This window comes from Serratia symbiotica (Periphyllus acericola) (assembly GCF_964019515.1).
Taxonomy (GTDB): domain Bacteria; phylum Pseudomonadota; class Gammaproteobacteria; order Enterobacterales; family Enterobacteriaceae; genus Serratia; species Serratia symbiotica_D.
This window is the reverse complement of record NZ_OZ026452.1, coordinates 886,528-906,696: the sequence shown is the minus strand read 5'-3', so window position 1 is coordinate 906,696 and position 20,169 is coordinate 886,528. Positions and strand designations below refer to the sequence as shown.

The 20,169-nt window shown below is 51.2% G+C and carries 15 protein-coding genes, 5 pseudogenes and 1 other annotated feature; of the genes and pseudogenes, 11 read left to right on the top strand and 9 right to left on the bottom strand.

Going from position 1 to position 20,169, the window contains the following annotated elements:
* Positions 1 to 3 precede the first annotated feature (3 nt).
* The 5 genes and pseudogenes from carA to rnm form a co-directional block, all read right to left on the bottom strand.
* Positions 4 to 1,053 (bottom strand): annotated as a pseudogene (gene carA / locus AACL06_RS05055) (glutamine-hydrolyzing carbamoyl-phosphate synthase small subunit).
* Positions 1,054 to 1,422: 369 nt separating this feature from the next.
* A pseudogene (locus AACL06_RS05050) lies at positions 1,423 to 2,315 on the bottom strand (IS5 family transposase).
* A gap of 254 nt (positions 2,316 to 2,569) precedes the next feature.
* The gene (gene dapB, locus AACL06_RS05045) at positions 2,570 to 3,391 is read right to left on the bottom strand and encodes a 4-hydroxy-tetrahydrodipicolinate reductase (protein WP_339038188.1); all 822 of its coding nucleotides are present in this window, start codon (positions 3,389 to 3,391) and stop codon (positions 2,570 to 2,572) included.
* 791 nt (positions 3,392 to 4,182) lie between these two features.
* Positions 4,183 to 4,653: pseudogene (locus tag AACL06_RS05040) on the bottom strand (L-threonylcarbamoyladenylate synthase); the annotation flags it as partial.
* A 40-nt stretch (positions 4,654 to 4,693) separates the two neighbouring features.
* On the bottom strand, positions 4,694 to 5,569 hold the full coding sequence (gene rnm, locus AACL06_RS05035; protein ID WP_339038186.1) for an RNase RNM: 876 nt from the start codon (positions 5,567 to 5,569) through the stop codon (positions 4,694 to 4,696).
* 217 nt (positions 5,570 to 5,786) lie between these two features.
* Positions 5,787 to 5,889, top strand: a sequence feature (Trp leader region).
* Positions 5,890 to 5,915: 26 nt separating this feature from the next.
* On the opposite strand from rnm, the gene AACL06_RS05030 reads away from it, so the two are divergent.
* Genes AACL06_RS05030 through trpA form a run of 6 tightly spaced genes read left to right on the top strand, consistent with a single transcriptional unit; the run spans position 5,916 to position 12,480 of the window.
* The gene (locus AACL06_RS05030; protein WP_339038183.1) at positions 5,916 to 7,478 is read left to right on the top strand and encodes an anthranilate synthase component 1; all 1,563 of its coding nucleotides are present in this window, start codon (positions 5,916 to 5,918) and stop codon (positions 7,476 to 7,478) included.
* On the top strand, positions 7,478 to 8,059 hold the full coding sequence (locus tag AACL06_RS05025) for a glutamine amidotransferase-related protein (protein WP_339038181.1): 582 nt from the start codon (positions 7,478 to 7,480) through the stop codon (positions 8,057 to 8,059). The genes AACL06_RS05030 and AACL06_RS05025 overlap by 1 nt, the downstream gene beginning before the upstream one ends.
* Before the next feature lie 14 nt (positions 8,060 to 8,073).
* Positions 8,074 to 9,072, top strand: coding sequence for an anthranilate phosphoribosyltransferase (gene trpD, locus AACL06_RS05020; RefSeq protein WP_339038179.1), 999 nt, complete (start codon positions 8,074 to 8,076; stop codon positions 9,070 to 9,072).
* 3 nt (positions 9,073 to 9,075) lie between these two features.
* Positions 9,076 to 10,437 (top strand): bifunctional indole-3-glycerol-phosphate synthase TrpC/phosphoribosylanthranilate isomerase TrpF, encoded by a 1,362-nt coding sequence (gene trpCF / locus AACL06_RS05015; RefSeq protein ID WP_339038177.1) that lies wholly within the window; start codon positions 9,076 to 9,078, stop codon positions 10,435 to 10,437.
* A 37-nt stretch (positions 10,438 to 10,474) separates the two neighbouring features.
* A complete protein-coding gene (trpB, locus tag AACL06_RS05010; protein WP_339038175.1) occupies positions 10,475 to 11,665 on the top strand; it encodes a tryptophan synthase subunit beta in 1,191 nt (396 codons plus the stop codon).
* Positions 11,665 to 12,480: a tryptophan synthase subunit alpha gene (gene trpA / locus AACL06_RS05005; protein WP_339038173.1), complete on the top strand. Its 816-nt coding sequence runs from the start codon at positions 11,665 to 11,667 to the stop codon at positions 12,478 to 12,480. Before trpB ends, trpA begins: the two co-directional genes overlap by 1 nt.
* 123 nt (positions 12,481 to 12,603) lie before the next feature.
* Here the strand turns inward: trpA and AACL06_RS05000 are convergent.
* Positions 12,604 to 13,055, bottom strand: a pseudogene (locus AACL06_RS05000) (transposase).
* Positions 13,056 to 13,416: 361 nt separating this feature from the next.
* Between AACL06_RS05000 and AACL06_RS04995 the strand changes: the two are divergent.
* Positions 13,417 to 14,169 (top strand): YciC family protein, encoded by a 753-nt coding sequence (locus tag AACL06_RS04995; RefSeq protein WP_339038171.1) that lies wholly within the window; start codon positions 13,417 to 13,419, stop codon positions 14,167 to 14,169.
* Positions 14,170 to 14,326: 157 nt separating this feature from the next.
* Positions 14,327 to 14,866: a septation protein A gene (locus AACL06_RS04990; protein ID WP_339038170.1), complete on the top strand. Its 540-nt coding sequence runs from the start codon at positions 14,327 to 14,329 to the stop codon at positions 14,864 to 14,866.
* 318 nt (positions 14,867 to 15,184) lie between these two features.
* On the opposite strand, the gene AACL06_RS10555 is transcribed toward AACL06_RS04990, so the two are convergent.
* Positions 15,185 to 15,394, bottom strand: a complete 210-nt coding sequence (locus tag AACL06_RS10555) for a TonB family protein (protein ID WP_425336934.1) — start codon at positions 15,392 to 15,394, stop codon at positions 15,185 to 15,187.
* 160 nt (positions 15,395 to 15,554) lie between these two features.
* Here AACL06_RS10555 and AACL06_RS10550 point away from each other — a divergent pair, with 160 nt between their 5' ends.
* Positions 15,555 to 15,788 (top strand): hypothetical protein, encoded by a 234-nt coding sequence (locus AACL06_RS10550; RefSeq protein ID WP_425336933.1) that lies wholly within the window; start codon positions 15,555 to 15,557, stop codon positions 15,786 to 15,788.
* A gap of 273 nt (positions 15,789 to 16,061) precedes the next feature.
* Here AACL06_RS10550 and AACL06_RS04980 read toward each other — a convergent pair whose 3' ends face one another.
* The gene (locus tag AACL06_RS04980) at positions 16,062 to 16,730 is read right to left on the bottom strand and encodes an epoxyqueuosine reductase QueH (protein WP_339038168.1); all 669 of its coding nucleotides are present in this window, start codon (positions 16,728 to 16,730) and stop codon (positions 16,062 to 16,064) included.
* A gap of 234 nt (positions 16,731 to 16,964) precedes the next feature.
* Positions 16,965 to 17,474: pseudogene (locus tag AACL06_RS04975) on the bottom strand (IS5 family transposase); the annotation flags it as partial.
* 363 nt (positions 17,475 to 17,837) lie between these two features.
* Between AACL06_RS04975 and pth the strand changes: the two are divergent.
* Positions 17,838 to 18,443: an aminoacyl-tRNA hydrolase gene (pth, locus tag AACL06_RS04970; RefSeq protein ID WP_339038166.1), complete on the top strand. Its 606-nt coding sequence runs from the start codon at positions 17,838 to 17,840 to the stop codon at positions 18,441 to 18,443.
* 544 nt (positions 18,444 to 18,987) lie between these two features.
* Positions 18,988 to 20,079, top strand: a complete 1,092-nt coding sequence (ychF, locus tag AACL06_RS04965; protein ID WP_339038164.1) for a redox-regulated ATPase YchF — start codon at positions 18,988 to 18,990, stop codon at positions 20,077 to 20,079.
* Positions 20,080 to 20,169 lie beyond the last annotated feature (90 nt).

The following is a 20,169-nucleotide window of genomic DNA, read 5'->3' as shown; positions in this document are numbered from 1 at the left end:
GTCTCAATCAACTCGATAAAGTGATCGAACAACGGCGCGGCATCGTGCGGACCTGGGCCACCCAGATGCCAGCCCAGGTCCGCACGATGCCGCTTTATCGGTGTGGTGAATGCCCTGAACCGTTTGGTCAAATAACGATTTGTGCGTTACATGCAAGGTCGCTGGCAGGTTGTTCTCATCTACCGCACAACCGTGGTTCTGGGCGGTTATCATCACGCAGTTGTTGTCCAGATCTTTGACCGGGTGGTTGCTGCCGTGGTTGCCAAGCTTCATCTTTATGGTTTTCGCCCCACTGGCCAGCGCCAGCAGTTGGTGACCCAAGCAGATGCCGAACAGCGGAATATCGGTCTCCAGGAACTGTTTGATGGCGTCAATGGCATAGTTGCACGGCTCCGGGTCCCCTGGGCCGTTGGATAGGAAGATGCCGTCAGGACTCATCTTCAGCACTTCATCGGCCGGAGTGTGCGTCGGCACCACGGTCAGGCGGCAGCCGCGATCCACCAGCAGGCGTAAGATGTTGCGTTTGACACCGTAATCGTAAGCCACCACATGGAACGGCAGTTCCTCAGCGGTTTGGGCCTCTGGCAACTTACCTTCAAGCCGCCAACTGCCTTGTTGCCAGCGATAAGATCCTTTGGTGGTAACTTGTTTTGCCAGATCCATGCCCTTCAGGCTGGGGAAGCCCCGCACCTTGGCCAACACCAGCTCAGCATCCGGCGAGTCGGCGGCAATGATGCAGCCATTCTGGGCACCTTTCTCACACAGCAGACGGGTCAGCTTGCGGGTATAGATATCGGCGATCGCAACAATATTATGACGTTTGAAGTATGCACAGAGACCTTCTTCATTGCGGTAATTGCTGGCAATCAGTAGGAGATCGCGAATGACCAGCCGTTGGGCATGAACAGCGGAGGATTCTTCGTCGCAAGTTCGTCGCAAGTATTAGTGCCGACATTGCCGATATGAGGATAAGTAAGAGTAACAATCTGGCGGAAGATAGGAAGGATCAGTGGGGATTTCTTGATAGCCGGTCATCGACGTATTGAAGACCACTTCTCCTACCGCTGTACCCTCTGCCCCGATGGCCCGAGCGTGGAATTGGGTTCTGTCTTACAGAACCAACAGCGCTGACTTAATAAAAATACCCTTCAAGGAATAATTAATCGTAATGCTTGCATATTAATTCAGATGTCACGTTCCAAATCAATGCAAAAATCCGTCCGAGAGGTACAATTTTTGGTAAATGTGTGCAATTTTAATGATGAGTACCGCTGTTGTCTACCCAAAGCACGATGTCCTCCCTTATTTTTGCCGCTTTCGCCGTTCAATCAGCTCAGCAGCTATAAAAATACCGCTAAACTTGGGTGGGTAAATGGTTTGCGAGACGCGATAATAGAAAATCGACGTATTGAGGCCCTAAAATCAGTTAAAGAATACCTTTTGTTGGCGTTGTTGAATAAATCGGATTTGGAATAAAAAGTCCCCTGAATGGGCATCTTTCAGGCAACGCGACAGGTGACCACCAAATAGCTGTTTTACTCTGTACCTCGCTGTTGCCGCTATCGAACCTCGGTGGTAGCCTGTGATACTTTTCCACCGTGTATTGTCTCCGGTAACGCGCTGGTTCGCCACCGCTTGATTTCGCTCTGCATAAATAACGGGCTCCGCTGCTGGGCGGTATTAACGCCTTGAGCTTCTTGCCCCTTAACTCATCATCACACACTCGCGTATCCTAAGCCCGATACGCCGAGGCGACTTTGATTTTACGGTACCTCTGGCGGATGAGACCTGGGAAGGCTTCGGTATCGGTGACATTGCTCAAGGAAAGGTCAGCACAGATGACCTCATGTGTTTGTGTATCTACGGCCAAATGCAGTTTTCGCCAGATCCGCCGTTTTTCCTGACCGTGTTTTTTACCTTCCACTCCCCTTGACCCAACACGTTGAGCCCGGTAGAGTCGATAACGAGGTGCGCAATTTTACCCGGCGTTGGGGTTTTAAACGGGACATGGCCGGACTTCGCCCGCTTACTGATACAGGTGTCGTCCGGGCAGTTCAACGGCACTTTAATCAGTGTGACAATGGAGTCGACGAAGCGCTGGAGGGCGCGAAGTATCAGGCCGAAAATCCGTTTCAGCATCAATACGCTGGTGATTGCCATATCGGAATAATGTGGTGGGCGACCACGCAGAGAAGGTTTTGCCTCGCAGTACCAGGAGTGAAGTGCCGTTTCATCCACCGAGAAAGTGAGTGAACCCCGATTGATAAGGGCGTTGAAGCCTTCCAGTTGGTGATGTTGAACTTTTGCTGGGCCACGGAATGTCGCTATTTTGACAGAAGGAGAGTGATCTGATCCGCGTGCCGGCCAAATGTTCGATTTATTCAACAACGCCCCTTTTGTGGGGAAAATCGCCATCAAAAACCAATAAAAACACATGAAAATATCAGCTTTAACATAAATTTTTACCGTGATGGCTGTTTTAATAAAAAGATAAAATTAAAATAATAAAATTACTATTTTATCGATTAGATATAACCAATAAAAATTTTCAAGCCAGAAAAATAATCAATTATAACTGGTCAAGACTGAGCACATTGTGCATATTAAATAGCCCTTTATCGTGCTTATATAGCCAGGATGCTGCGCGTACCGCACCGCTGGCAAAAGTCATACGGCTGGAGGCTTTATGGGTAATTTCCACTCGCTCGCCAATGTCAACGAACATGGCGCTATGCTCACCAACGATATCCCCAGCGCGAAGGGTAGCGAAGCCGATACTCCTCGGATCGCGCTCACCAGTATAGCCTTCACGCGCATAGACTGCACAGTCTTTCAGATCGCGCCCTAACGCGTCGGCGATCGCCTCGCCCATCGCCAATGCAGTTCCCGATGGTGCGTCCACTTTGTGGCGGTGATGTGCCTCAATAATTTCGATATCGCTAGAGTCACCCATCACCTGAGCAGCCTTCTCCAGCAACTTCAGTACCAAATTGACGCCAACGCTGAAGTTGGCGGCAAACACGATGCCAATATGCTGCGCCGCATTGCGGATCGCCCGCTTGCCAACATCGTCGAAGCCCGTGGTGCCAATGACCATAGCTTTGCGCTGTGCCACGCAGAAATCCAGGTATCTCAAGGTACCCTCTGGGCGGGTGAAATCGATCAGGATGTCGAAGTCATCTACCACCTTGTCCAAGCTGTCACTTAGGGTAATGCCCACTGTGCCAATGCCTGCCAGCTCGCCAGCATCGACGCCAACCAGGCTAGAACCTGGACGCGACAACGCTGCCCCCAGCACTACGCCTTCCGCCTGCTGAACCGCTTGGATCAGTTGACGCCCCATACAGCCGCTAGCGCCCGCAATCGCCATACGTATATGTGAACCAGTCATGTTCGCTCTCTTATTAATTTGATTTCAGCACCCCAGATAATTGAAGCTGCATCAAGGTGGCTTATCCCGATGAACTTGTTCAGGTCAATGAGTGCGGCCAACACCGATGCAACTTCAAGTATCACGGGTTTATCCACTCAGGGTAATGAGCCCCCGTTAATTACCGCCAGAGGATCCATCGCATAATTAGATAATTATGTTATCCCCCCTTTTCATCAGCAACACTGCCAATGGGTTAATATTCAGCCAATGCAGGTACCTGAGAAGATTGTACATAATCATGCAGTGACTCTTAAGAAATGTTAGCTCTATTTCGTCTTGTTCCTTTTTCCGGCATAGCGGTCTTACTCTTCCTGTCAGAGGGACTTTTGGATATTAGTGGCGATGTCAGATAAAGAGTTGAATCCGCTTACTGTGAATGAAGCTGTGTGCGAAAAGCAATGACGTCTCCGTGATGCAGCAGCACAACATGACTTTAGCGAACACCAGGGCAACGACTTCCGACTTTCAGACTCTGCTAGGAAAGCGAGTTTAAAGTGTGCTAATACCAAGTGAAGGTACTGACTCTTGTGAGGCAGAACTACTCTGATTTCGGCCTAAACTCTTGCTGCTGAAAAACGATCATAGCGCCACAAATGTCGCTTTTTCCAATGAAACGCTGCGTTGCTGGATGACGCTGATGGGCATTGTTGAATAAACGAACATTTGGCCGGCACGAGGATCAGATCACTCTCCTTACTGTCAAAATAGCGACATTCCGTGGCCCAGCAAAAGTTCAACATCACCAACTGGTCGGACTCAGCAAAATCGTTGCCTGGCAGCATCAGCGTGGTAGACATCATGGGTTCATTCAGCTCTGCCAACAGTGCCAACGCGATCGGATTGGAGGGCACGCGCAGACCAATGGTTTTGCGCTTATCGTTCATCAGGTGGCGCAGTACTTCTTTGGTCGCTTTAAGAATGAAGGTGTAGTTGCACGGCGTATTGTTTTTGATCAGACGATACGCGATGTTGTCTACCTAATAGACATAGGACGACAGCTCGGACAAGTCACGTCACATCAGGGTAAAGTTGTGGTTTCTGCCCAACTGACGAATGTGGCATATGCGTGATATCGCCGTCTTATCTTCCAGCATGCAGCCCAGTGCGTAGCCGAAATCGGTCGGATATACGATTAGGCCACCTTTGCGCAGCACATCCACCGTCTGATTAATCAGACGCGGCTGAGGGCTATCCAGGTGAACATAAAAAAGCTGACTCATGACTTGCTCCTAAGATAATGCATTTGGTGCATTGGCCGCGTTAAATCATACTGTTTGACCAGTCGCGCCATACCGGTTCGACACCACCTGGCAGCCATAGCTTACGGCCCAGCTCAACCCCCGCACAGGGCTGATGAAAATCAGAGCCTTGCGATGCTAATAATCGATACTCCTGGGCATATTTCGCCAGTTGCGAACACTCATGCGGTGCTTGCTGACATTGCGCGACTTCCATCGCATCGCCACCGTGCTCGGCGAAATGCGTCAACAGGCGTTTTAGCCACTTCGCCGTCAGATAATAGCGGCCTGGGTGCGCCATTACTGCCTGCCCGCCGGATTGATGAATTACATCAATGGCTCGTTCTATGCTACACCACTGTGGCGCAACATAGCCGGTTTTGCCCTTGGCGAGGTATTTCTTGAATACCTGCGCCATATTGTCAGCCACGCCGATTTGCACCAAATAACGAGCAAAATGTCCCCTGGTTACCGCCCCACCAGCAGCCAACCGTTGTGCGCCAGCATAACAATCTTGAATGCGTGCTTTCGCTAGCCGTAGGCCGATTTTCTGCGCCCGTAGGGTGCGCCGCCCGCTCTGTTCAGCCAACAAGTGCACCATGGCCGTAGACGCGGTATTGATACCCAATCCGACAATATGGATCTCGTGGTTTTGCCACAGCGTCGAGATTTCTACCCCATTAACCAATTGCAGCGGCAACGCCAGCTCGGAGATAAATTCAGCAGCGGCAGCCAACCCAGCGGTGGTGTCATGATCGGTTATCGCCAATACGCTGACGCGCATCTCCACCGCCCGCCGCACCAATTGTGCCGGTGTTAGGTAGCCATCAGAGGCGGTAGTGTGGCTGTGAAGATCATATAGGGTAAAAGCAGAGGGCTGAGGGTTGCTATCTGTCAAAACAAAGTATCCGGTAATGGCTTGTTTTTCTATCATACCCGCTATAGTTAGCCAGACGGAAATCTATTCCGCCACTGGCCTATGCCATGATGATGAGTTGAACGACTAAACGTCATGCAAAATAGGGTTGACTTCATCCTCATTAACTAGTTAACTAGTTAATTGAGGATAAAAATCACCGAAGAGTACTGAAATGATCAGGCAAACGACTTATATTCTTCGCGGGTGGCACACCTCCCTTTTAAGGGCCATGTGATCGCGCATAGCTGCCATCCGACAATGCAGACTTCCAGAGCTCGCGCTGATGCGGGCTTTTTTATGGGCAAAATTTGATTGGAACAACCTAATGATAAACCAGAAACCACAGCTCAAACTACTGAAGGTGCAAGCTAGCTACCGGGGCGATCCCACCACTGTTTTTCACCAGTTGTGTGGCGCACGTCCGGCCACACTGCTGCTGGAATCGGCTGAAGTCACCAGCAAAAAGAACCTGCAAAGTCTGCTAGTAATCGACAGCGCCCTACGTATAACTGCGCAGGGCCGTACCGTGACCGTGCAAGCGCTGACGGCCAACGGTGCAGCCTTGCTGCCGCTGCTGGATGAAGCACTGCCGAGCGAGGTGCATATTCATGCTTGCCCCAACGGCCACGCATTGACCTTCCCGCAGATCGATACGGTGCAGGATGAAGATGCCCGCCTGCGTTCGTTGTCGGTATTTGATGCGCTGCGCACCCTGCTGACACTGGTCGACTCCCCGGCAGACGAGCGCGAAGCCGTGATGCTGGCTGGCCTGTTCTCCTACGATCTGGTTTCCGGTTTCGAAGATTTGCCAGAGCTGCGCCAGGATCAACGCTGCCCTGATTTTTGCTTTTACCTGGTGGAAACGTTGCTGGTGTTGGATCACCAGCACACTTCTGCCCACTTACAAGCCAGCGTGTTCACCACAGACCATACAGAAGCGCAACGTTTGCAACAACGCCTGGAACAGTTTCAGGCTCAATTGACACGCGCGCCGCAGCCGATCCCGCACCAGAGACTAGAGAACATACAACTAGGCTGCAACCAAACCGATGAAGAATACTGCGCGCTAGTCAGCGGGTTGCAGAAAGCAATTCGCCAAGGCGAAATCTTCCAGGTGGTGCCATCGCGCCGTTTCTCTCTGCCCTGCCCGGCACCTCTGGCGGCTTATAAAACGCTGAAGGATAATAACCCCAGCCCGTACATGTTTTTTATGCAGGATGATGAATTCACTCTGTTCGGCGCTTCACCGGAAAGCGCGCTGAAATACAGTGCCAGTACCCGCCAGCTTGAGATCTACCCGATCGCTGGCACTCGCCCGCGCGGATACCGGGCCGACGGCTCACTAGATTTGGATCTCGATAGCCGCATTGAGTTGGAAATGCGGACCGATGATAAGGAACTGGCCGAACACTTGATGTTGGTCGATTTGGCGCGCAATGATATGGCTCGCATCTGCCAAGTGGGTAGCCGCTATGTGGCAGACCTGACCAAGGTTGATCGATACTCGTTCGTTATGCATCTGGTATCGCGGGTTGTCGGCACACTGCGCACCGATCTAGACGTGCTACATGCTTATCAAGCCTGCATGAACATGGGCACCTTGAGTGGCGCGCCGAAAGTGCGCGCGATGCAACTGATCGCCGCATCCGAAGGTTCACGCCGTGGCAGCTACGGCGGCGCGGTAGGCTATTTCACCGCCACCGGCGATCTGGATACCTGTATTGTCATTCGCTCCGCCTATGTTGAAGACGGCATTGCTACGGTGCAAGCGGGGGCCGGTATAGTACTGGCTTCTGTTCCTCAGGCAGAAGCTGATGAGACCCGTAACAAGGCCCGTGCAGTGTTACGCGCCATCGCCAGTGCGCATAACGCCAGAGAGGTGTTCTAATGGCCGATATCTTACTGCTCGATAACATTGATTCCTTTACTTACAACCTGGTCGATCAATTGCGCTCCAAAGGCCATCAGGTGGTGATTTACCGCAATCATATTGCTGCTGAGTTGATTATCAAGCGCTTGCAGCAGACGGAAAACCCCGTGCTGATGCTGTCACCAGGGCCAGGCACGCCTGCCGATGCTGGCTGCATGCCAGAATTGCTGCAACGCATGCGCGGACAACTGCCAATTGTCGGCATCTGCCTCGGCCACCAGGCTATTGTGGAAGCCTACGGCGGCCATATTGGGCAGGCAGACGAGATCCTACATGGCAAAGCGTCAGCGATTAGCCACGATAATGAGGGCATGTTCGCTGGCATAACCAATCCATTGTCGGTAGCGCGTTATCACTCGCTAGTCGGCAGCAATATCCCTGCCGAACTCACCATCAACGCACGTTTTGGTGAAATGGTGATGGCGGTGCGTAATGATCGACATCGCGTGTGTGGTTTCCAGTTTCACCCTGAATCGATCCTGACGATTCAGGGCGCACGACTGCTTCAGCAGACCTTGGTTTGGGCGCTGGCGAAGTAATAAGGAAAACAACGATGCAACTTATTTTAGAAAAACTGTACCGCACCGAGTCGATGAACCAACAGGAAAGCCAGCAACTGTTCAGCGCCATCGTGCGTGGCAAGTTGGAGCCAAGCCAGTTGGCCGCCGCCTTGATCAGCATGAAGATCCGCGGCGAACACCCAGACGAGATCGCCGGCGCCGCCAGAGCGCTGCTGGCTGACGCTCAGCCATTCCCGCGCCCGAATTATCCGTTTGCTGATATTGTCGGCACTGGTGGCGATGGCACTAATAGCATCAATATTTCTACCGCCAGTGCCTTTGTCGCCGCGGCCTGCGGAGCGAAAATCGCCAAGCACGGTAACCGCAGCGTTTCCAGCCGTTCCGGCTCTTCCGATTTGCTGGCAGCATTCGGCATCCGTCTGGATCTGCCTGCGCAAGAGGCGCGTAAAGCGCTGGACGATCTCGGTGTTTGCTTCCTGTTCGCACCGCAGTACCACAGCGGTTTTCGCCATGCGATGCCAGTGCGCCAGCAATTAAAGACTCGCACATTGTTTAACGTGCTGGGGCCATTGATTAACCCGGCACGCCCGCCACTGGCGTTGATTGGTGTCTACAGCCAAGAGCTGGTGCTACCGATCGCCGAAACCCTGCGTATATTGGGCTATCAACGTGCGGCAGTGGTGCATGGCGGCGGTATGGATGAAGTGGCGATCCACACCACCACCCAAGTTGCTGAACTCAACGACGGTGACATTGCCCGCTACCTACTGACGCCGCAATCTTTCGGGCTGAAAAGCCACCCACTAGAAGCGTTACTGGGCGGCACACCGGAAGAAAACCGTGACATTGTAGCGCGGTTATTACAAGGTAAAGGCGACCTGGCGCATGCCGCAGCAGTAGCCGCTAACGTAGCGTTGCTGTTGAAGTTATTCGGGCATGAAGACCTGCGCCAAAATGCGCAACGAGCATTGGATGTGATTCACAGCGGGCAGGCTTACGCGCGTGTTACCGCACTGGCGGCAAGAGGATAAATAATGCAGGAAACCATACTCAGCAAGATTGTTGGTGACAAGGCGCAATGGGTCGTGGCACGACAGCAACAACAGCCGCTGACCAACTTCCAGCATGAAATCGTGCCGAGCGAGCGCAACTTCTATCAGGCGCTGCAAGGAACCAGACCCGCACTCATTCTGGAATGTAAGAAAGCTTCACCTTCCAAAGGACTGATCCGCGAAAACTTCGATCCTGTGTACATCGCCTCAGCCTATAAGGATTTTGCTTCGGCCATTTCGGTGCTGACCGACGAGAAATACTTCCAAGGTAGCGTCGATTTTCTGCCATTGGTTAGCAAAACGGTGACGCAGCCAGTATTGTGCAAAGATTTTATTATCGACCCTTACCAGATCTCTCTGGCACGCTTCTACCAGGCTGATGCCGTTCTATTGATGCTATCGGTGCTGAGTGACGAGCAGTACCGCCAGTTGGCGGCGGTGGCTCATCGCCTCAAGATGGGCGTATTGACCGAAGTGATCAGCGAAGAAGAGCTGCAACGGGCGATCGCCCTGGGAGCACAGGTGGTTGGCATTAATAACCGCGACCTGCACGACTTAAGCATTGACCTTGGCCGCACCCGCCAACTGGCACCGCGTGTGCCACCTGGGGTAACGGTGATCAGTGAGTCCGGTATCAACCAATACAGCCAGATCCGCGAACTGAGCCACTATGCCAACGGTTTCCTGATCGGTAGTGCACTGATGGCGGAAACCGATCTGCGCGCCGCCGTGCGCCGAGTCATTCTCGGCGACAATAAAGTTTGTGGTTTAACACGCCCCCAAGATGCCGCCGCCGCTTACCAGGCCGGTGCTATCTATGGCGGGTTGATTTTTGTTGGTCATTCAGCGCGCTACGTGGCGATCAACCGCGCCCGCGAAGTGATTTCAGGCGCACCGCTGAAATATGTTGGCGTGTTCTGTGATGAGCAGGTGACGACTGTGGCGCAAACTGCCGAATGCCTTGGCCTGCAAGCGGTACAGTTGCATGGCTCGGAAGACCAGGCTTATATCAACGCCCTGCGCCGCCTTATACCTGATTGCTGCCAAATCTGGAAGGCGCTGAGCGTAAAAGATCGGCTACCGGCGCGCGATCTTCAGAAGGTCGATCGCTTCTTGCTGGATAACGGCGCTGGCGGCACCGGCCATTGCTTCGATTGGTCGGTATTGCAGGGGGAAGATCTCAGTAATGTCATGCTGGCTGGCGGCTTGGGCGCGGACAACTGCATCGAGGCCGCCAAACTCGGCGGAGCCGGTCTGGACTTTAACTCCGGCGTCGAGATCCAGCCTGGAATTAAAGATGCAGCCCGTCTGACTACGGTGTTCCAGACCCTGCGCACCTACTGAATGCGAATATCATTAACGGATAATAACAGGAATTATAATGACGCTGCTCAACCCCTACTTCGGTGAATTTGGTGGTCAATACGTGCCGCAAATCTTGATGCCAGCCTTGAAACAGCTGGAAGAAGCCTTCGTCAGCGCCCAACGCGACCCTGAGTTTCAGGCTGAATTCATCGATTTATTAAAGAACTACGCTGGACGGCCAACAGCGCTGACGCTGTGTAAAAGCCTCACTGCTGGCAGTAAAACCAAACTTTACCTGAAACGTGAGGATCTGCTGCACGGCGGTGCGCACAAAACCAACCAGGTGTTAGGTCAGGCGCTGCTGGCTAAGCGGATGGGCAAAACCGAAATCATCGCAGAAACTGGTGCTGGCCAGCATGGCGTGGCTTCGGCTCTAGCCTGCGCACTACTCGGCCTGAAGTGCCGTATCTATATGGGGGCCAAAGACATTGAACGTCAGTCGCCGAATGTGTTCCGCATGCGTTTGATGGGGGCAGAGGTGCTCCCGGTGCACTGCGGATCTGCCACCCTGAAAGATGCCTGCAATGAAGCGCTGCGCGACTGGTCGGGTAGCTATGAGAAAGCGCACTATATGCTGGGAACCGCTGCGGGGCCTCATCCCTACCCGACTATAGTGCGTGAATTTCAGCGCATGATCGGTGAAGAAACCAAAGCGCAAATGCTAGAGCGCGAAGGCCGTCTGCCGGACGCGGTGCTGGCTTGCGTCGGTGGCGGCTCCAACGCCATCGGCATGTTTGCTGACTTTATCGATGACGCTAGCGTGGCTCTGATCGGTGTAGAACCCGCCGGGCTGGGGATTGCAACTGGCCAGCACGGCGCACCGTTAAAGCACGGCCATGTCGGCATTTACTTTGGTATGAAAGCACCGATGATGCAGACCTCAGATGGTCAGATCGAGGAGTCTTACTCAATTTCGGCTGGGTTAGATTTTCCTTCTGTCGGGCCACAGCATGCTTATCTGAACAATATTGGCCGTGCGCAGTACGTCTCGATCACCGATGATGAAGCGTTGGACGCGTTCAAGGCACTGTCGCGCCGTGAAGGCATTATTCCAGCTCTTGAATCTTCTCACGCACTGGCTCATGCGCTGAAAATGATCCATGAAACACCGCAGAAAGAGCAGATCCTGGTTGTCAACCTATCCGGCCGCGGCGATAAGGATATATTTACCATTCACGACATTCTGAAAGCACGGGGAGAAATCTGATGGAGCGTTATCAGACACTATTTAAACGCCTGGAAAGTAATAAGGAAGGTGCGTTCGTGCCGTTTGTCACGCTGGGCGATCCTAACCCGGCGCTATCATTACAGATCATCGACACACTGATCGAATCCGGCGCAGATGCGCTGGAACTGGGCATCCCCTTCTCCGATCCACTAGCCGATGGCCCAGCGATTCAGGGCGCGTCGCTGCGTGCGTTTGCGGTCGGCGTCACACCAAGCCAGTGTTTCGAACTGCTGACGGCGATTCGCCAGAAACATCCGGCCCTTCCGATCGGGCTGCTGATGTACGCCAATCTAGTGTTCCATAACGGAATTGATGTGTTTTATCAACGCTGTGCTGATGTGGACGTCGACTCGGTGCTGATTGCTGATGTGCCGTTTGAAGAGTCGGCACCATTCCGTGCCGCCGCAGCACGGCACGGAATTGCGCCGATCTTTATCTGCCCGCCAAACGCCGATGACGATTTGCTGCGTGAAATTTCTTCCCATGGTCGTGGTTACACCTACCTACTGTCGCGTGCTGGCGTCACTGGCACCGAAAGCCGCGCCCAACTGCCACGGCATCATCTGATCAATCTGATCAACAAGCTGCGAGAATACCATGCTGCACCGCCGCTCCAGGGCTTTGGTATTTCCGACCCTGCCCAAGTGAAGAGTGCGTTGCGGGCCGGTGCAGTCGGCGCGATTTCTGGTTCGGCGATCGTTAATATTATCGGGAAGAATCAGGCTAATCCGATAGATATGCTGGCTAAGGTGGCGAATTTTGTCAGCGCCATGAAAGACGCCACTCGGTCATAACATACCGCAGCGGGCGCAGTAGATGCTGCCCGCTAATCACCTTTATTTTTTCATTTTTACATCTGGAATGGCTTTATTGAATAAATCGGATTTGGAATAAAGAGTCCCGTGAATGGGCATCTTTCAGGCAAGGCGTACACTTTCTTGCATACCAGCGAGCGTCATCTTGTTTAATGCAGAGATCATGGCCATCGCCTCTGCAACTTGCCCATCATAATCTCGCAGCGACAGGTGACCACCAAATAGCTGTTTTAATCTGTACCTCGCTGTTTCCGCTATCCAACGTCGGTGGTAGCCTGTCATACTTTTCCACCGTGGGTTGTCTCTGATAAGGCGCTGATTCTCCACCGCTTAATTTCGGTCTGCATAGTCTGCCAGAAAATCCATTTCAGCATCAATACACTGGTCATTGCTATATCGGAATAATATTGTGGGCGACCACGCAGAGAAGGTTTTGCCTCGCAGTACCAGGCGTGAAGTGCCGTTTCATCCACCCAGAAAGTGAGTGAACCCCGAGTGATAAGGGAGTTGTTGTAAGCCTTCCAGTTGGTGATGTTGAACTTTTGCTTGGCCACGGAATGTTGCTATTTTGACAGAAGGAGAGTGATCTGATCATCGTCCAGGCCAAATGTTCTATTTATTCAACAACGCCGGTAAAAACTCAAATTCCTAGCAAAAACAAGTTTACCTGGCAGCCTATTAGGTCAAGAGTTGATCTTAATCATAAAGTCACGATTGGGCGGCAAAATCAGCAAAACCGTTGCTTCCTGGTTCGGTTTATTTCAACCGTACCACCGACGATCAGTATGGCTATAGCAGTAGACACAAACAGTAATCAGCCATAGTACGACTCACGGGATGCCACAGCGGCACGGAACAGGGTATAATCACCGCTGATTTTCCTCTCTTTTCTCTTCTCGATGCCAAGGAGTCTGCATGCCTATCACGGCCAACGTTTTGTACCGTGACAGTTTTAATTTTTTCCGTAACCAACTGGCCAGCATCTTAATGTTGGCGCTATTGACTGCGTCTGTCTCCGTGCTGCTCAACCAGATTCTCGGCACTGACGCCGAGATTTTGAAGATCCTGAGTGCCACAAAAGGTGACTTTGCTGCATCAGCCAGTATGGATATCCAGGAATTCATTCACAAAATGACGCCAGAACAACAGCTAATGTTGCTGAAGGCATCGGCAGCAGCAACATTCTCTGCATTAGTGGGCAATGCGCTGCTGATCGGCGGGGTACTGACGCTGCTACGCCTGGTATCCCAAGGGCAGCGCACCAGCGCGCTGCGTGCTATCGGTAGCTCTGTGCCAGCGTTGCCGCGCCTGATGCTGCTGCTGTTTATTTGCAGTTTGATGATTCAACTGGGCCTAAGGCTGTTAGTAGTACCAGGTGTGATTATGGCGATTGCCTTCTCGCTGGCATCGATCATCACCACCACCGATAAAAAAGGCGTGTTTGCCTCGATCAAATTGAGCTGCAGGCTGGCCTTCGACAATGTGCGCGTAATCGTACCGGCAATGGTGCTCTGGCTGGTGGCCAAGCTGCTACTGTTCTTTGTGTTTAGTAACTTACCGTTACTAACACACAACGCCGCCAACCTGGTGCTTACCGCGCTGAGTAACCTGATTTCCGCTCTATTGCTGATTTACTTGTTTCGCCTGTATATTCTGTTGCGCAGCTAATTTGACGTGGATGACGATAAAAGCGGCCTGCCCTTTGTTTTTATGGCCTCCATGAAGGATTACGCCGACCAAACGTCGATAATCAGTCGTTCCCTGCGATACATATAGCCTAATAGATCAGGTATAATAGGTCGATGAACAGATGATGGATTGATTTATGAAGCAATTTCTTAATTTTATTCCTCTAATTGTCTTTTTTGTCTTTTATAAACTGTACGATATCTACCTGGCTTCCGGAGCGCTGATCGCCGCCACAGCACTGGTACTGGTATTCACCTGGGTGAAATATCGCAAGGTAGAGAAAACGGCACTGATCACCTTTCTGATGGTGCTGGTGTTCGGCATCCTAACGCTGGTGTTCCATAACGATCTATTTATCAAATGGAAAGTGACGGTAATCTACGGCCTTTTCGCACTGGTTCTGCTGATCAGTCAATTGGTACTTAAAAAGCCGTTGGTGCCGCGCATGCTAGGTAAAGAGCTTACACTACCGGACAAGGTATGGAGCAATCTTAACCTTGCTTGGGCGGTGTTCTTCCTGGTATGCGGTTTGGCGAATATCTACGTTGCCTTCTGGCTACCACAGAGTACATGGGTTAACTTTAAAGTATTTGGCCTGACTGCTCTCACGCTGGTGTTTACCCTGATCAGCAGCATCTACATTTATCGGCACATACCTGAAGAAACAAAAAAATAGCTATACCCTAAATAATTCGAGTTGCAGGAAGGCGGCATCGCAGTGACAAATCCGTCGGAAACTGATTTGAATAGCGCTTGCGCTTGGCCTCTGGCTGAACCTCAGGGATGAGGTTCATTTATCTTTAGGAGCTTACATTAGTAAGTAACTGAGGAAAGCTAACGCACAGGAAACTTGAAGTATGACGGGTATATAAATTTGTCATTCATTACCCATTGCGCGAGTCGCAGGCAGCAGGGTAGGAAGCGATGGATGACGAGAGCAATTTGCCCCCCAACCAGCATTCTGCGTTAGCTTATAACCCGTTCAACATGGGGATCATTTCATTTCGGTCATGCCATTCATTGTGAAGCGGATGTCAACAACGCGATCTTTTGCTTCTTTAGCTTCATAACGCCACTTGCGCAATGCTTGCTTTACCTCGCGCTCGAATATATTGCACGGTTCAGTGGATAGGATGCGCACGTTAGCCACGCGGCCGTTGCTGTCAATATCAAACTGCACCCGCACGCTATCTTCAATCTGCAATACTCTGTCTCGTGGCGGATAAAGAGGATCAAATCGACTGATTGGCTTTGGCTCCGCATCGCGTGAATTCCCCTGCACAGGCACGGGGCTGATTGACTTAGCAGGTGCGTGATTTTAAGACAGTAATGTCTCATGCAGCCCAGTATCTTCTGGCTTTGTCTTGATCTGCTTTTCAACTTTTGGTTTCGGCTTTGGCCTAGGTTTTATTGGCTGCGGTTTCCGCATCACTTTCAGCAATTGTTCTGGCGTCAGTTCGGGTTCAGGCTATACCCAAGGCGGCTCAGGTTCGCTCTGCGCTGGTGGCTCTGCTGTAGGGACGATATTGACCATCATCGCGCTGATCGATACATTCTCAGATTTGGGGAGTTCCATCAACTCCTTGGCGGAAGCTTAGAACAATCACGCCAACAAGGCGCAATGTAAGCCAACGGACATGACAATCGGCACTGACAAACGACGATTAGGGAACATCTTTTTTAGCGGCATATTGATTTTGTTTCCTCTAGTTCGTCAAGTTTAAATACAAATAGCAATCATATTCAATAACGAAAGGAAAACGATCACTTCAACAGTCTTTAACTGGGGTAAAATTAACGAACCGCCGTCATGGGTGAGTGGAAGAGGCAAGCAATGCGCAGATTTAAACATTTTATCAACGCTATCTTCATCATTGTGGGTTGTTGTTTTCGTCATCGCCGTAATACAGCACGCCCAGCTTGATCAGCGGCCGCCCTTGCGCTTTGCGGTGCAAGTTGGTATCTCGCAGCGAATAAACACAGCCACAATACTCCTGCTGGTAAAAACACTCACGTTTGCTGATTTCGATCATGCGCGCTGATCCCCCTTTCTTGCGCCAGTTGTAATCCCAATACAGCAGATCAGGGTACTTTTCTGCAGCACGGATACCGCAATCGGTGATCTGCTGCATGTTTTTCCAACGGGAAATGCTGAGGGAGCTGGAGATAGCATCATAGCCGTTTTCATGTGCGTACAAGGCGGTGCGTTCAAAACGCATATCGAAACACATGGTGCAACGAATACCACGCTCCGGCTCATGCTCCATACCTTTAGCACGGGCGAACCAGTTGTCGGTGTCGTAATCTGCATCAATGATCGTTATCCCGTGCTGTTCGGCAAAGCGGATATTCTCGTCTTTGCGCAGCAAATACTCCTTTTGCGGATGGATGTTCGGATTGTAGAAGAAAATGGCATACTCAATACCGGACGCCTGAATGGCCTCCATCACCTCACCAGAACAAGGAGCGCAGCAAGAATGCAACAGAAGTTTTCTTTTCCCCACAGGGAGTTGGAGTTTTTCTCTAATCAGTTCCACCATTTTATCACCTCTCATGCATCACTTAATTGACCACGCAGCGCGCTATACGAACAAAAGCTTGCGGCTTCAAGGCGTAATTTTTAGCCGAAGTAGAATTTGCCCTAAGCGTTTTAGGCATTTCCTTTACCTCACCTTTTACGTTACCCTGACTTAGCCATTTTATGACAATGATTTTAAAGGTGGAACATGCTTTATCTAATCTACACGCAAGATGTTCCGCAGTCGTTGGAGAAAGGAAAGGTCAGCACAGATGACCTCATGTGTTTCTGTATCTACGGCCAAATGCAGTTTTCGCCAGATACGCCGTTTTTCCTGACCGTGTTTTTTTGCCATCCACTCGCCTTCACCCAACACGTTGAGCCCGCTAGAGTCGATAACGAGGTGCGCAATTTCACCCGGCGTTGGGGTTTTAAACGGGACATGGCCGGACTTCGCCCGCTTACTGATGCAGGTGTTGTCAGGGCAGTTCAACGGCACTTTGATCAGTGTGACAATGGAGTCGACGAAGCCCTGGAGGGCGCGAAGTGTCAGGCCGAAAATCCGTTTCAGCATCAATACGCTGGTGATTGCCATATCGGAATAATGTGGTGGGCGACCACGCAGAGAAGGTTTTTCCTCGCAGTAACAGGCGTGAAGTGCCGTTTCATCCACGGAGAAAGTGAGTGAACCCCGAGTGATAAGGGCGTTGTTGTAAGCCTTCCAGTGGGTGATGTTGAACTTTTGCTGGGCACGGAATGTCGCTATTTTGACAGAAGGAGAGTGATCTGATCCTCGTGCCGGCCAAATGTTCGATTTATTCAACAACGCCGTCTAAATGATGAATAGCAAACAAATTCAGTCATTCATCTAATTAGGCTGTGTTCCGTAATTGAGCGTGACGGCATCGCAGCCCCAAAAACTTTTAATCAAGGCCGAGGAGGCAGGGTATAGAGAGCTATATTCAAGCCCGACAACGCGGAGATAGGCTTCGGGGACGAAACCCCAGCGATGCTCACTGGCAAAACCTGGCTATTAACCTTTATTTACACAGCATCAGGGTTTTGTTATTCGTCACAGCGGCGGGTAAACTATGCCCTTTCCCTTATCGTAATCATGGCGAATTTCCCGATGTGCAGTATTAAATTGATAGTGGGTCTGGCGAATCCAGGCATGGAATACGCCCAAACACGGCACAACGCGGGTGGCTGGTACGTCGATTTACTAGCACAGCGCTACCACCAGCAATTGAAGGAAGAAAACAAGCTCTTCGGTTATACCACCCTGCTAAACCTAGCGGGTAACGATGTGCGCCTGCTGGTGCCGACTACCTTTATGAACCTCAGCGGCAAAGCGGTGCTAGCGATGGCCCATTTCTACCGCATCGAGCCGGACGAAATCCTGGTGGCACATGACGATCTGGATCTGCCCCCAGGTGTCGCCAAAATCAAGCTCGGCGGCGGCAACGGTGGCCATAATGGCCTCAAGGACATTCAGAACAAATTTGGCAACAATCCGAACTTTTATCGCCTGCGCATAGGTATCGGCCATCCGGGCGATAAAAGCAAGGTGGTGGGCTTCGTGCTCGGCAAGCCGCCAACCAGCGAGCAGGAAATGATTGATAAAGCGATAGACGAAACGCTGCATTGCAGCGAAATGCTAATGAAAGACGGGCTGGAAAACGCCGTTCAGCGCCTGCACAGCTTCAAGGCAAGCGCTAAGAGCTTATCCCAGTAGGTGTATACATTGTTGCAACCAATTTACACACCGAAAGTATGCAACAACAAGAGCCGGCATGGATTACGTGAGAATGATAGGTAATGCTCAGGGCCAAAATGGCAAATCAAATAGCCTACCTAGTCTTATGCTAAGGTACGCGTGTTACAGCATTCTTCGCCACCCAATGGCGATAATCATCTAGCTTGTAGCTGCGGATCGGTTTAGCTTGCTTCGACAAACGCAGTCAGCCCCCACTCACTGCTGATCTCTTCTAACCAATAAAAACCTCTGAACGGCGATCAAATGCGAACGACCGGGGTAGAGTGGAAAAAAATGCCTCCGATGCTCTTACCAGTGGTTCACCAGTCATGTCAGTCAGCAGGTGTAATGCGATCAAAATCTCAATCAAAACTGGCCATACCGCTACATCCCCCCATCACACAAGTCAGATCGCGATAAACGCCTATTACGTGTATAATGTCGGCATTATTTTGTCCTTTACACACACGTAGTTAGATAAATATAACATACTGATAATTAATATATTTAAGGTGATAACAACATGGGATTCAAATGCGGTATCGTCGGTCTGCCTAACGTAGGCAAATCCACCCTGTTCAACGCGTTGACCAAAGCGGGCATCGAAGCAGCCAACTTCCCGTTCTGCACCATTGAACCAAACACAGGTGTGGTACCGATGCCTGATCCGCGTCTGGATAAATTGGCCGAGATTGTCAAACCACAGCGCATTTTGCCAACCACCATGGAATTTGTTGATATCGCTGGCTTGGTGAAAGGCGCTTCCAAAGGAGAAGGTCTGGGCAACCAGTTCCTAACCAACATCCGTGAAACTGAAGCCATTGGCCATGTAGTGCGCTGCTTCAAAAACGACAACATCATCCATGTCAACAATAAGGTCGATCCGGCCGAAGATATCGAGGTGATCAACATCGAGCTGGCGCTGTCTGACCTTGACACCTGCGAACGCACTATCCATCGTGTACAGAAAAAAGCCAAAGGCGGCGATAAAGACGCTAAAGCCGAACTGGCCGCTCTGGAAAAATGTCTGCCGCACTTGGAAAATGCCGGTATGTTGCGTGCGCTGGATCTGAGCATGGAAGATAAGGGCGCGATCCGCTACTTAAGCTTCCTGACGCTGAAGCCAACCATGTATATCGCCAACGTCAACGAAGACGGCTTCGAGAACAACCCGTATCTGGACGCCGTGCGTAAAATTGCTAAAGCCGAAGGCTCGGTGGTGGTTGCTGTGTGTGCCGCCGTGGAATCCGACATCGCCGAACTGGAAGATGAAGAGCGTGACGAATTTATGGCTGAACTGGGCCTGGAAGAACTGGGGCTAAACCGGGTGATCCGCACCGGTTACGATCTACTGAACCTACAGACCTATTTCACTGCTTGTGTTAAAGAAGTGCGCGCCTGGACCATTCCGGTAGGTGGGACCGCTCCACAAGCGGCAGGCAAGATCCACACTGACTTCGAGAAAGGCTTTATTCGCGCACAAACCATCGCGTACAAGGATTTCATCACCTATAAGGGGGAGCAAGGTGCCAAAGAAGTCGGTAAAATGCGTTCAGAAGGCAAAGATTACATCGTCAAAGACGGTGACGTGATGAAGTTCTTGTTCAACGTCTAAATAAAACTTGTCGTCTCATGAGGTTTCATTGAATCTCTTGAAAATATAAAAAACATATAAAATAAAATAAATTGCGTGTGTTTTTTTTCA